We start from the raw sequence: 12345 nt of genomic DNA on the forward strand, positions 1-12345 counted from the left end.
TCTCTTCTCCTCGCCCGCCCCTACGGACCCCAGGGGCCGGACGGCTGGTTCTGGTTCGGTCCCTGCGGCTGGGGCGGGAACCCGCCCGCGTTCCCGGGGGGCATCGGCTGACCGTACGGAGGCTGCTGTGCCTGAGGCCCTTCTCCCCAGCCGACTCCGACCGGGGCACTCCTCTTCTTGCGCCGGGAAGACCTGACAACCGCGAACACGGTCACGCCGACGACCAGCAGCAGGAAAACAGGCGCGACCACGAACACCAGGATCCGTTTCAGGGTGTTGCTGGAGTCCGTTCCGGACCCGGATCCGGCCTCGACCTCGGCCTCGGCCTCCGGGGAAGAAGAGTCCAAAGAATCCGGAACCTTGAGCGGTCCGTACTTCGAGCCCGCCGGGATATTTTCCGTCAATGCAGCCAACGGTCGGATATACCCGTAACCGTACTTCTCATCTGGGAGAGAGAGGCCTTTCGTCGACTCCGGAAGACCAGCAGTCTTCACCAGTCGATTCACCACCTGGCCTGCGGTCAGGTCAGGATACTCGGCACGAACCAATGCAGCAGCAGCAGAGGTATAGGCCGCCGAACTTGAGGTTCCATTGCCCTTGTGATAGTAAGCCCCAGGAGAATTCCCTCCAGCGGAAACAATCCCAACACCAGGAGCAGTCAGCAAAACTTCTGGACCGTAGTTGGAGTCTTCCCAAATTTCACCCCTCTCCCCAACCGCGCCAATGGTCAAAACGCCCGGATACTTACCCGGATAGCCAATCAATCCAGGCTCTCCATCGTTCCCGCTGGCATTGATCACCAAGACGTCTTTTTTCAAAGCATAAGCGACGGCCTCTTCCTCCTCTTGCGTCTTCCCCGAGCCCCCCAAGGAAATATTGATCACGGAAGCCCCTTGATCCACTGCATAAATAATGGGATCCGCCAGGTTTCCCGATGCCTTTATTCTGACTGGTAGGATTTTTGCCTTCGGCGCAAGTCCCCTAACTCCATCACCACCCCCCAGGCCGTGTCCATGAGCTGCAATAATTGAAGCCATTCCCGTTCCGTGTGATTCGCCCTGCTCAGGATCGACCGATCCACCGTCAACAAAATCTTTTCCCTCAAGGAGACTTTGTGAAATATCCTGATGATTTACTTCAAATCCGATATCAATTACAGCTACCGTGACCCCCTCTCCTTGCGAGATCTCCCACACCTTCTCCGCCTGGAAGTGATCCAACGCCCATTGATCTTGCCTTACTCTGTCCGCGCTCGCAGGAGCAGTCGAAGCAAGAAGTAGCGCTCCCGACAGGGTCGCACTGCTTACAATGCGCACCGTTCGCAAAAGATTCATGACATTATCCTTTCCCAAGAAAGTGGGGGTGCGGCCCATACGCCACACCCCCATTAATTCCGTGCGGACTCTTCAGCGATCAGTTATCGACCACTCGGGGAGCCACGTTGCGTTGTGTTGCCCAGGTCTCCTCGTCCTCCGGTCGGGCCACCAGGCCGAGCGGGCACCTCCCTCGCCCTGTGCCGTCTCTCGGGTCCGCTGGGGGCCAGCCCATGTCGTGCCCCGGCAGCACCGCTCCGGCCCGCAGTCCCACCACCGACAATCCCTCCACCGTCAGCTCTCCCGGAGGCTGGAACCCGCATCTTCGGTCACCACGCCGCCGGCTGAGCCTCCCGAAACTCCTCCGGGAACGAGGACTTCGTAATGATTTTCCAGCGCGTCCTCGGTACTGACATTGCCCAGGTCCGCCTCGAAGGCCTTGTCACTGCTGCAGTCACCGCTGTCGCCGAGGAATTCGTCGGCACTATTCAAAGTGCTGAACATCTCCATGTTGTCGATGATCGGCTTGTACTTGCCGAGAGCTTCGGTACCTCACTGCATCGTCTCCGGAGTGTTCCAGTAGCGACATGTGTCCCACGGTGAACGACGGTCCGCACGTCTCCATATCCGCGGTCAGGCAGTGGCAAGGAATCAAAGCAGGATCCACAGACTTCTGTACCGGAGCGGAGCCCTATAGGAACGGGTCCGCCCAGGAGACGACTGCGCAGGCTCGTGACGTTTTGCTTTCCCTCACTCGGCCGCTTCTACGGCCCCCAGGGGCCCGACGACTGGTTCTGATTTGATCCCTGCTGCTGGGGCGGGAACCCGCCCGTGTTCCCGGGAGGCACCGCCTGGCCGTACGGCGATGGCTGCCCCTGCTGGCTCCCATGCCAGCCGCTTTCGGTCTGCGTTCTGTTATTTTTCCGACGAAAAATCCTGACAATCACGAAGACGATCGTTACGACGACCAACAGCAGGAAGACCGGTGCAACCACGAACACCAGGATTCGCTTCAAAGTGTTGTTGGACCCTGCCCCCGAATCAGAACCGCTGTCACCTCCGGATCCGGATTCCGGAGAAGACGACTGCAGTGACTCCGGCACCTTCAACGGCCCATACTTCGAACCGGCCGGGATATTCTCGGTCAACGCAGCCAGCGGCCGAATATAACCGTAACCATACTTTTCGTCCGGGAGGGAGGTACCCTTCGCCGAATCCGGAAGTCCAGCAGTCTTGGTCAATCGATTCACAACCTGTCCTGCGGTCAGGTCAGGATATTTAGCGCGGATCAGTGCAGCAGCGGCGGAGACATGAGCCGCAGAACTGGACGTGCCGTCAGATACGTGATAGGCAGATCCGGAATTCCCAGCCTTGGGTGTGAGAATTCCAACCCCAGGAGCAGTCAACATCACCTCTGAGCCGTAATTTGATTTACTCCAAATTTCCCCCTCCTCGTCAACTGCGCCAACCGTCAGAACACCCGGATACCAACCCGGGTAGCCAATGCTTCCAGATTCTCCCTCGTTGCCGCTGGCAGTCACCACCAACACATCTTTCTCAAGCGCGTAAGCCATGGCTTCAGCATCTTGGGAACTTCCCCTGGAAGACCATACCGAAATATTGATCACGGAAGCCCCCTGATCAACCGCGTAGTAGATTGAATCCGCCCACCCCGAAGAAAGATCGCTACGGATAGGTAGAATTTTGCTTTTGGTGCGAGCCCTTTGACTCCGTCTCTTCCCTGCGACCCATGGCCGTGTGCCGCAATAATGGAGGCCATGTCAGTTCCGTGGACATCACCCTCCGCAGGGTCCACAGAACCTCCATCGACAAAATCCTTACCCTTCAACAGATTTTCGCGAAGGTCTTGGTTCTTCGTGTCGAACCCGTCATCGATGACAGCTACCGTCACACCTTCACCCTGTGAAATCTCCCAAATTTTTTCCGCTTCCAATTTTTCTAGTACCCACTGGTTCTGCCTCACCAGGTCTGCCGCAGCGGAAGGCGCCGCGAGAAAAATCAAAGAGCCTGCCAAGAACGCGCTACCCGCAGAACGAAGCGATCGACCGAAGGTCATCTTTTATTTCCTTTCGTGAACCGATTAGAACGCAGCGAGAAAGCCGCATCTCCGCTCTTCCATGTTCCCCAAGCTTCCTCTTGCAGGGAGCGCTCTTTCTTCAGGAGCCGCAGTTCAAAACTCCCATGATGGCCTTTCGCAGGGGGAAGGGGGTGCAGCCAGACGGCTGCACCCCCTTCTCCTTCTACCCCGCACTCTCACTGCTGGAATTCGTCCCCGAGTCGCTTAATCAACCACTCGAGGAGCTGTGTTGCGCTGCGGCGTCCAGGTCTCCTCGTCCTCCACGAGGTAGTCCGGGCGTTCTCCCTCCCGCCGGCTTTCCTCTCTTTCCCTGTCACTGCGTCCACGAGGTACACCTGCGCCCATCGGACCACCGGGACGGCCGCCGCCCCTCGCCGCCTGTGCGGCTCCTCGGCTCCGGTGGAGGCCGGAACCACCGGCCGTTCCCCTGCCGGCCCCACCGGCTCCCGGAGTGCCGCCGACGACTCCGCCCTTCTGGCGGGCCAGGGCTCCTGCACGGCCGGATGCTGCACCGCTTCTTCCCCCAGCAGCCGCACCAGCAGCACCGGGCATTCCGGGACGCCCGGCTCCGGCTGCGCCACCGCGGCCGGCGGCTCCACCGCCGGCTGCCGCACCTCGACCGGCAGTGCCGCCGACTCCAGCGGTGCCACGGCCACCGACGCCACCGACACCGCGGGCCCCGCCCACAATGCCCGCTGCCCCGCCGCCGGCGATCCCCCCGCCGGAAATTCCGCCCGCTCCAGAGCCTCCTGCGCCCCCGGTGGCAACGCCGCCGACAGAGCCTCCCCCGGTTCCCCCGGAGATACCGTCGATCACGGTCCCCACCTGAGGCTTGGCTCCAGGAACAGGCTTCTGCGCGCCGCCAATGACTGCCGAATCCCTAGGAGGAGCAACCGGCTTTGAAGGGGCAACAGTTCCTCCTCGTCCTCCTGCACCTCCGCCACCTGACACTGACGGACTGGGGCGGGATACCGCAGAGGAGATAGGAACGACAGTCGTCACTGGTGGAATTCCACCAGGCGGACCCGGAAAGTCCTCGCTCTTGTCGTTCCGCTCTTTTGTCCACGAGCCCATTGCCTTGGCCTGGGAGTTGTAGGCGGCTCCCAGTTGCTCCATGACGATGGCGGCCTCGAGCTGGCGTTCCTTGCCGGCGGAGAGGCTTCCGTGGTGCTTGTTCAGTGCCTCCTCAGTGCTGACGTTGCCCTTGATGTCGGCGTCGAGGGCCTTGTCGCCGCCGCGGTCGCCGAGATCGCCGAGGAAGTCGCCGGCCCTGTCCAGGGTGTCGGGCATCTCCATGTTGTCGATGACCGGCTTGTACGCGGCGAGTGCTCTCGCGGCGCCCTGCATCGCCACTGAGGTGTTCTCGGCGTACTTCGCGCTGTCGGTGATCTTCTTGCTGATCTTCTTGGCGTGGGCCCTGAAGGCGTCCGCGGCCGCGCCCTCCCAGTGCTTGAGGACGGCTTCGACCGCGGCGTCGAAGGTCTCCTTGACACCGCCGCCGCCGACCAGCTTGGTCTCGATGTCCTTCCACGCCTTGGAGACCCGCTCGACTTCGCCGGGCTTGGCGTTGGCCACCATCTTCTTCATGGCGGGCAGCGTCTCGTTGGCGAACTTCGTCTCGTGGCTCTCCGGGTAGCCCGAGGCCGCACCCGGTTCGTGGTACTCGTACTCGGTCCGTTTCTCACCCACGGCCCACAACCCCCTACTTTCCTGTCCGGCGGAAAACGTCAGCTCTGCTTCTGCGAGAGCGCGGCCTGGATCTCGTAGTCGCTCTCCTCGTACGCGTTCTTGGTGCTGACCGTCTTCTGGCCGAACTTGTCCATGACGTCGTCGAGGTGGTCGATGATCGCCTCGATCTGGTCCTTCATCGACACGTGGGCCGTCTCCAGGTTCCTCGCCTCGGCGAAGCCGGTGCCCAGGGCGCCGGGGGGAAGGTACGTCTCGGACTTGGCCTTGCCCTTGGTGTCCTGCACGTCCTTGAGGACGCCGTTCAGTTTCTTGACGACGCTGTCGAGTTCGCTCAGGTCGACACGGTACTGATCAGCCATGCCTGGCCTCCCCGTTCATTCGTGTTCCGTTCTTCCTCCGCCAGTCGCGCAGGACGATCGATCCGCCGGCGAGGAGGGCGACGGCGGCCAGGCCGCCGCCCACGGCGTAGACCGCCATGCGTTCGGTGCGCTCCTGCGGGCTCTCGCCGAGGACGATCGCCGCGGGCTGGATGTCGGTGCCGCTGCCCGGTGCGGCAACCGGCTTCTCGACGGGTTCCTGGCCGGGCTCCGTGTCGTCCTCGGTGAGTGCCGCGACCGGGTCCACGACGCCCCAGCCGACGAAGCGGTCCTTGCCGACCTGCGGACGCTCGGCGGTCTGCAGGATTTGGGTGATGACCTGCTGGTAGTTCCAGTCGGGGTGCTTGGCGCGGATCAGAGCCGCGACGCCTGCGACGTACGGGGCGGAGAAACTGGTGCCGTTGTCGAGGCAGTGCCCGCCCTTGGGGACGGTCGAGACCATGTCGACGCCCGGGGCCGCGACGTCGATGAAGGAGCCCGGCTGGGAGAAGGGGGCGCGTTCGTTGTTGCGGTCCGAGGCGGCCACGGCCAGCACTCCCTCGTAGGAGGCCGGGTAGGTCTCCTTCTCCTTGCCGCTCGCGCCGTCGTTGCCGGCGGAGGCGACGATGAGGACGTCCTTCGCCTGCGCGTTCCTGACGGCCTGGGCCAGGACGGATCCGCTGCTCAGCTTCGAGGCCGAGTCCTGGGAGACGTTGATGACCTTGGCCCCCGCGGCCACCGCGTGGTCGATGGCCTTCGCCATCGTCAGGACCGTTCCACTGCCGTTGTTGTCGTTCTGGCGGATCGGGATGATCGTGGCGCCGGGCGCGATCCCCACGAAGCCGGTGGTGGAGGGGGACGGGCGGGCGGCGATGATGCCCGCCACCTTGGTCCCGTGGCCCACCAGGTCGGTCGTCTCGTCGCCCTCGCTCTTGCCCTTGAGGAAGTCGGCGCCGGCGCCGCGGTCGAGGGCCTGGGCGAGCTGCGGGTGGTCGTCGTCCACACCCGTGTCGATGACGGCAACCTTCACCCCGCGGCCGGTGGTGTCCTGCCACATCTGGTCGAGCAGGACCCTCTGCAGCGACCAGGGGGTTCCCTTGATGGGGTCGGAAGGGAAGGTGCACTGGGTGTTGTCGATCTTCACGCCGCCGTCTTCGCCGTCCTCGGCGAGGACCGTCCCCGTTGCTCCCGTGCCCCGGCCCGGCCCTGGTCCGGGTACGGCCGCCGTGTTCGCCGCGGCCGGCACGGCGGCGGCGAACAGGCCGAGAGCGGCGAGCGCGGCCGCCGTCGAACGCCCGGCGGTGTACCTCACGACGCGCGGTCCCACAGGATTCGCTCCTCCCCCACGGAGTGGGCGTTGTGACAGTTGGTGCGTTTTTGCGTGCTGCGGTGCGGCGGGCGGCCCGCCGGGGCGGATGTGATCACGCGCTCCGGCCGGCCGTCCGTCCGGTCCGACGGCTCCGGAACGGCCGACGAGGGCGGGTGCACGCACCCGCCCTCCTCATCGCACCGGAACTGCTCGGACCGGCCGGTTCAGCCCCACATCGCCTTGTTGCGCGACTCGGTGGCCTGGTAGCTCTGCGCGGCCTGGTCGAGCGCCTTGGCGATCTGCTCCAGGGTCTGCTGCATCGACAGCGCCCGCTTGTCCCACTCGGCCTGCTTGGCCCGGTAGCTCTCCTGCGCGGAGCCCTCCCAGGTCGTGGCGATCTTCTTGACGCCGGCCTCGAGGTCGTCGAGCTGGTTCTTGATGCTGCTCGCCGTCTGCCGCACGTCGTTGGCGGCAGTGGAGATCGTGGAGAAATTGACGAGGATCTGCCCGGACATGATGTCTCCTCAGAAATTCTGCGCTGGATGGACCCGGACGCACGCAACCGCGTGCGCGGCGGATCACCCGAACGGCGACGCCGCCGCGATGTTGTTGATCGCCGACTGCTGCTCGGCCTCGGACGCCGCGTAGTTCTTCGTCGTGGCGTCGATCGTTTCCTTGATGTCCAGCAGGATGTCGTTGATCTTGTTCGCGTCCTGGTTGACCTGGTTCTGAAGGTTGTTGTAGGCGGTGGCCGCCGAACCCTTCCAGCCCCCGGTGATCGTGTCGATCACCGTCTGCAGGCGCTTGATCTGACCCTGGATCGAGGAGTTGACCGACTGGATCCGGTTGCTGAAAGCAACCATCTCCTCCTCGGTCATCGTGAACTGCTGTCCGGCCATGCTCGCTTGTCCCCCATGAGACGTAGAAAACTTGGCTCCGCCCGCCCGGATCGCTCCGGGCGCCCGGTCGGCACCACCTGCCGATGCCGCTCCTTACTCTAGCCACACCCACCCGCACCCCCAACAGGAGAGCGGCAGCTGTGACGCACCGATGACATTCCCATGAGAGCCCCCAACTGCCTCCCGCGGCAATCGGTTTGACCGGTGCTTTTTGCAGGGCTCGGGCAGGGGCCGGCCTGCCGGGGGCGGGGCTATCCGGCAGGCCGACGGCCGTGACGGCGACTTCCCGGAAGGGCTCCGCCTCCGGTCCTCCACGTTTTCTCCCCGATCCCCTCACCCGCACCGCGGGGACCGCCGTAGACGTGCGGCAGGGACAGGACCGTGAGAGGGGAAGGAGCGGCGACGGCGGGTGCCGCCCCGGGGAGAACCCGGGGCGGCACCCGGCGCCCGGCGCCTCAGGAGTTCTGCGGCTGCTTGGCGCTGTCGGTGTCCAGCTTCGGCCCCCTGGAGAGCAGTTCGGACCACACCTTGGGCACCGGAACCAGGCGGGTCTTCTCGTACCCGAGCCGGACCTGCGCCTCCCTCGTCTTGTCGTCGGCCTTGCCCGCGCCGCCGGCCTTGCTGTCGCCGTTGTTCGGCACCGAGTAGCGCAGACCGGTGTCCGTCACCAGGAAGACCAGGCCGACGTTCGGGTCCGAGCCGGTCACCTGCCGGAACAGCAGGCCGCTGCCGGGGGAGACGTAGGTGCTGTTGCCGCTCTGCACGACGTCCTCGGGGTAGTCCCGGCCGGCCCAGACGCTCATGAGGGGCCGCTTGGTCAGGGAGTTGTTCTCACCGTGGTAGACGCTGCAGGAGACCTTGCGCCCGTCCTCCTTGGTGACGTTGTTCGCCTGGACGACGGCCGGCTCGGGCCAGTCGACGTCGTCGAGGAAGGGTTCTCCCGGAGTGATGTCCTGGGCCGCGACCTTCACCGGCCTGGGGACCTGGCCGGAATAGAGCTCTTCCGTCTGCGGGCTGCCCAGGAGCAGCTGGGCGGTGAAGTCCGACACCGGCGCGACCCGGTCCTTGAGCACCACGTACTTGTGCGTCTTCGAGCCGGAGGGCGCCTCGAGCACCAGGCCGACCTTGGCGTACTCGGGGGCGAGGTTCGGCGCGTTCGACGTCTCGTTGGCGCCGTCGACCGGCGGGAAGTCGATGGGGAGGCCGGGGTTGAGGGTGCTCAGCCATTTGGCGGACACCGACTGCGGCTGGGCGCCCTCCTCGAAGACGACGCGGCGCAGCAGGTTCATGAACTTCGAGGACTGGTCCCGGCCCAGCCTGTGGGCCGTCCCCTTGGAGTCCACGAGGTACTCGGCGCCGTCCGGGCCCTTGACGAACAGGGCCTCGCGGTCGGTGAGGCTGTTCTTGTTCTTGACGACGAGCTTGCTGTCCTTCTCGTTGAGGACGAAGAGGGCCTTCTGGCTCTTCTGCCGGCCCTCGCCGCCCATCTGCTCGCACAGTGCCCAGTACTTGCGGGTCTCGGCGTCCTTGGCGTCCGGGAGCCGGTCGGGGGCGTAGGGGATCCCGATGGTGGCGCCGACCTTGATGCCGCTCTTGTCCAGTTCGGACTCGTTGACCTTGATGACGTCGAACTTGGACGGGTCGAGCAGGAGTTTGGCCGAGGCCAGGTTGAGCACCGGGTGGAGCTGCTTCTTGCCCTTGCCGCTCTTGAGGACCACGTAACGGGTGGTCGACTCGCTGCCGACGATGACCTTCGCGTTGGGGGTGTCCCAGCCCTTGGGCGCGCCGGGCTTGATCATTCCCCACGCGCCGAATCCGACGAGGACCAGCGTGCCGACGACGAGGCTGGGCATGACCGCCTTCAGCGGCCTCGGGGCGCCCTCCTCGGAACCGTGCGGGGACGGCTGCAGGAACGCGGCCACCGTGCGCCTGCGCGCGAAGGTGTATGCGTTGAGCTCATCCCTACGTGTTGCCATCGACGCGTCAACTCCCCGTGTGTCGCTGTGCTGTTGTGCGGGCCCCGCCCCGACCGCAGGGCGACCGTGGCCGCGGGGCCCCCTACTATGCCGTGTGACGATCGCACCGTACGGTACGGGGTACCGCGATCTCGCCGCCAGCCGCAGCCGACGGACTGCGCGCGGCGGACCGACAAACAAGAGGGGTTGTTCCGGGGGATGACCAGCGCGACCAGTTCCCGGCGCCGAAGCGGGGGACGCCGCCAGCAGCAACCGCAGCACACCGGAGGGCAGGGGCAGCCGGAACCGCCCGGGCGGTCCTCCCGCCCCGGCACCGCGAGCCTGACCCTGTCCCGCCGTCCCGGGAGCATCGGCCCGGTACGGGTGCACCAGCTCATCGTGATCGAACTGGCCCTTGCGCTGCTGCTCGCGGCCTGGACGATCCATCCGCTGGCACTGGTTCCGGCCGCGATCGTGTCCGCCGCCCTGGTGCTGTTCTCCCTGCTGCGCAGGCGCAGCAGGCCGCTGCCCGAGTGGCTGGCCGCCGCCCGGGCGCTCCGCAACCGCCAGAAGCGCAACGCCGTTCCGGTCCCCCCTGGGACCGACCCCGGTTTCGCCCCGGCGGTCGAGTGCGAACCGGCCCTGCGCACCTACTCGTTCACCGACCGGCAGCAGCGCTCGGTCGGCCTGGTCGGTGACGGGACGTTCCTGACCGCGCTGGTGCAGGTCTCGGCCGGCGACGAGCCGCTGCGTCCGCAGCGCGGTTCGCGGCCGCTGCCGCTGGACCTGCTGCACGCCGTGCTCGAGGTGGACGACATCCGCCTGGCGTCGGTGCAGGTCGTCCAGCACACCCAGCCGGCGCCCGCCCCGCACCTGCCCGAGCAGGCGATGGCGGCCCGCTCCTACGCCCCGCTCCAGGCGCAGACGCAGACCCCCGGCCTGCGCCTGACCTGGGTGGCGCTCAAGCTCGACCCCGAGCTGTGCCCGGAGGCCGTCGAGGCACGCGGCGGCGGACTGCAGGGCGCGCGGCGGGCGGTGCTGCGCACGGCCGACCAGTTGGCCAGCCGCCTGGCCGGCGCGGGTTTCGAGGCCCACGTCCTGGACGAGCCGGAGATCGTCTCCGCGGTCGCCACCTCCACCTGCGTCAACCCCCTTGCGACCACGGCCGGTTCGGCCATGGACGGCAGCCGGTCCGCCCGCCGCACCTCGGAGACCACTCGTGCCTGGCGGTGCGACGACCGCTGGCACACCACCTACTGGGTGGGCCGGTGGCCCCAGTTGGGGTCCGTCGCCTCCCCCATGCCCGACCTGGTCAACCTGCTGACCTCCTCCCCCGCGCTGGCGAGCACGTTCGCGCTGACCCTGGCCCCCGGCAAGGGCACGGGTTCCGCCGCCGTCTCCGGATTCGTCCGGCTGACCGGCCGCAGTGAGAACGAACTGGTCGAGGCGAGGCGCCAGTTGGAGCGCCGGGCCGCCGCGGTCAAGCTCGGCCTGGTCCGGCTGGACCGCGAGCAGCTGCCCGGGATCCTTGCCACTCTGCCTCTGGGAGGTACCCGCTGATGTCCGCGCCCACCTTCCGCACCTCCGTCCCCCAGCAGTCCGGGGGCGGCGGGTACGGCTACGCCGGCCCCGCCCAGGGACGGCCCCCGTACGCCGCGGGGCCCGCCGGGGCGGGTCCGGAGCAGCAGCGCAGGCGGCTGCGTCCCGCGTTCGGCCTGCTCGGTCCCAGGCGCGACCGTCATGTGCTGCCCTCGGAGCAGTTGGCGGCGCTGTCGCTGCCCGTCGGCGACGACGGGGTCGTCATCGGCGTGGACACCCACAACCAGCCGGCCGTGCTGGGGCTGAGCCGCCCGACCAGGCTGGACGTCCTGCTGGTCGGCGGCATGTGGCTGGCCCAGGTGGTGGCGCTGCGCGCCGCCGCGACCGGGGCCAGGGTCGCGGTCGAGACCGGCCGTCCCCAGGCGTGGACGCCGATGGCCCAGGCGGCCGGCGGCGGGCAGCAGTGCGTGACGGTGCACCAGGTCGGCCGGGTGTCCCCGCAGGGGCCGTCGGTGGCCAGCCCGGTGCTGATCGTGCGGGACTGCGGCATCCGCCCTCCGCGGGGCCGGGTCGCCTCGGCGCCGTGGCAGTCGGTGCTGACCCTCCTGCCGTACCTGGGTCCGACGGCGCCCCGTCTGCTGAGCAACGCCGACCTGGTCGGCGTCCAGCGGGTGTCGCCGCAGGAGGCCGAGGTCATCGGGCGGATCATGGGCCTGCCCCGGGCCGAGGTGTCCGCGCTGTCCACCCTCGGCGACAACGTCACCCTCTGGTGCACCCGCAAGCACCGGCAGTTCGTCATGACGCAGCCGACGGACGCCGAGACCGGCCTGCTGGGCGCGGCACGGCGCGTGGACTGACGCCCCGTCCGCGGAGGGCGGGGCGGGCCCGCGTGCGCCGCCCCACCTCCGGGGCGTCCCGGTGCCGCGCCCCTTTCCCCTTCCGGGCCCGGTCTTCACGGGTGCGCGGGAGCGGGGTCGGGGGCGGGGCGGTTCGCGGACGTGCCGGGAACAGGTCTGCCGTGCCCGTGGGGCAGGTGACTAGGCTGTTCCGGTGAGCGGCAGGAGCACGGCACGGGGAGGCCGCCCGGTTCCCCGCCGGTGACCGGTCGACCGCAGCGCGCCGCATGCCCGGAGGCGGTGCGCCCCACCCGTGGACCTCGGCCGCCGCGGGCGAACCCTTTGGACCTG

Annotated in this window: 11 protein-coding genes and 1 pseudogene; 2 read left to right on the forward strand and 10 right to left on the reverse strand. The window is 67.0% G+C overall.

Going from position 1 to position 12345, the window contains the following annotated elements:
- Positions 1 to 20 precede the first annotated feature (20 nt).
- From GQS52_RS06680 to eccB, 10 genes and pseudogenes are all read right to left on the reverse strand, one after another.
- Entirely contained in the window at positions 21 to 1334 is a 1314-nt protein-coding gene (locus tag GQS52_RS06680) for a S8 family serine peptidase (RefSeq protein WP_182312310.1), read from the reverse strand.
- Between the two features lie 273 nt (positions 1335 to 1607).
- The gene (locus GQS52_RS06685; protein ID WP_182312312.1) at positions 1608 to 1823 is read right to left on the reverse strand and encodes a hypothetical protein; all 216 of its coding nucleotides are present in this window, start codon (positions 1821 to 1823) and stop codon (positions 1608 to 1610) included.
- 254 nt (positions 1824 to 2077) lie between these two features.
- A pseudogene (locus GQS52_RS06690) lies at positions 2078 to 3034 on the reverse strand (S8 family serine peptidase); the annotation flags it as partial.
- Positions 2938 to 3390, reverse strand: coding sequence for a S8 family serine peptidase (locus GQS52_RS06695; RefSeq protein ID WP_182312314.1), 453 nt, complete (start codon positions 3388 to 3390; stop codon positions 2938 to 2940). The gene GQS52_RS06695 and the pseudogene GQS52_RS06690, both read right to left, overlap by 97 nt.
- Before the next feature lie 225 nt (positions 3391 to 3615).
- Positions 3616 to 5100, reverse strand: coding sequence for a hypothetical protein (locus GQS52_RS06700; RefSeq protein ID WP_182312316.1), 1485 nt, complete (start codon positions 5098 to 5100; stop codon positions 3616 to 3618).
- A gap of 38 nt (positions 5101 to 5138) precedes the next feature.
- Positions 5139 to 5459, reverse strand: a complete 321-nt coding sequence (locus tag GQS52_RS06705) for a hypothetical protein (protein WP_182312318.1) — start codon at positions 5457 to 5459, stop codon at positions 5139 to 5141.
- Positions 5452 to 6600, reverse strand: a complete 1149-nt coding sequence (mycP, locus tag GQS52_RS06710) for a type VII secretion-associated serine protease mycosin (protein ID WP_259371055.1) — start codon at positions 6598 to 6600, stop codon at positions 5452 to 5454. The genes GQS52_RS06705 and mycP overlap by 8 nt, the downstream gene beginning before the upstream one ends.
- Before the next feature lie 389 nt (positions 6601 to 6989).
- The gene (locus GQS52_RS06715) at positions 6990 to 7280 is read right to left on the reverse strand and encodes a WXG100 family type VII secretion target (RefSeq protein ID WP_182311780.1); all 291 of its coding nucleotides are present in this window, start codon (positions 7278 to 7280) and stop codon (positions 6990 to 6992) included.
- 63 nt (positions 7281 to 7343) lie between these two features.
- Positions 7344 to 7664, reverse strand: a complete 321-nt coding sequence (locus GQS52_RS06720) for a WXG100 family type VII secretion target (protein WP_182311779.1) — start codon at positions 7662 to 7664, stop codon at positions 7344 to 7346.
- Between the two features lie 455 nt (positions 7665 to 8119).
- Entirely contained in the window at positions 8120 to 9640 is a 1521-nt protein-coding gene (gene eccB / locus GQS52_RS06725) for a type VII secretion protein EccB (protein WP_182312320.1), read from the reverse strand.
- Between the two features lie 198 nt (positions 9641 to 9838).
- Here eccB and eccE point away from each other — a divergent pair, with 198 nt between their 5' ends.
- Positions 9839 to 11179 (forward strand): type VII secretion protein EccE, encoded by a 1341-nt coding sequence (eccE, locus tag GQS52_RS06730; protein ID WP_182312321.1) that lies wholly within the window; start codon positions 9839 to 9841, stop codon positions 11177 to 11179.
- The gene (locus tag GQS52_RS06735; RefSeq protein ID WP_182312323.1) at positions 11179 to 12015 is read left to right on the forward strand and encodes a hypothetical protein; all 837 of its coding nucleotides are present in this window, start codon (positions 11179 to 11181) and stop codon (positions 12013 to 12015) included. Before eccE ends, GQS52_RS06735 begins: the two co-directional genes overlap by 1 nt.
- Positions 12016 to 12345 lie beyond the last annotated feature (330 nt).

Source organism: Streptomyces sp. SCUT-3 (genome assembly GCF_014083985.1).
Classification (GTDB): domain Bacteria; phylum Actinomycetota; class Actinomycetes; order Streptomycetales; family Streptomycetaceae; genus Streptomyces_H; species Streptomyces_H thermolineatus.

What these genes read in the sequence shown, in the direction of transcription:
- GQS52_RS06720 (WP_182311779.1), bottom strand. Translation starts at nt 7,664, where the DNA reads ATGGCCGGACAGCAGTTCACGATGACCGAGGAGGAGATGGTTGCTTTC.
- GQS52_RS06680 (WP_182312310.1), bottom strand. Translation starts at nt 1,334, where the DNA reads ATGAATCTTTTGCGAACGGTGCGCATTGTAAGCAGTGCGACCCTGTCG.
- eccB (WP_182312320.1), bottom strand. Translation starts at nt 9,640, where the DNA reads ATGGCAACACGTAGGGATGAGCTCAACGCATACACCTTCGCGCGCAGG.
- GQS52_RS06685 (WP_182312312.1), bottom strand. Translation starts at nt 1,823, where the DNA reads ATGGAGATGTTCAGCACTTTGAATAGTGCCGACGAATTCCTCGGCGAC.
- GQS52_RS06735 (WP_182312323.1), top strand. Translation starts at nt 11,179, where the DNA reads ATGTCCGCGCCCACCTTCCGCACCTCCGTCCCCCAGCAGTCCGGGGGC.
- GQS52_RS06695 (WP_182312314.1), bottom strand. Translation starts at nt 3,390, where the DNA reads ATGACCTTCGGTCGATCGCTTCGTTCTGCGGGTAGCGCGTTCTTGGCA.
- eccE (WP_182312321.1), top strand. Translation starts at nt 9,839, where the DNA reads ATGACCAGCGCGACCAGTTCCCGGCGCCGAAGCGGGGGACGCCGCCAG.
- GQS52_RS06705 (WP_182312318.1), bottom strand. Translation starts at nt 5,459, where the DNA reads ATGGCTGATCAGTACCGTGTCGACCTGAGCGAACTCGACAGCGTCGTC.
- GQS52_RS06715 (WP_182311780.1), bottom strand. Translation starts at nt 7,280, where the DNA reads ATGTCCGGGCAGATCCTCGTCAATTTCTCCACGATCTCCACTGCCGCC.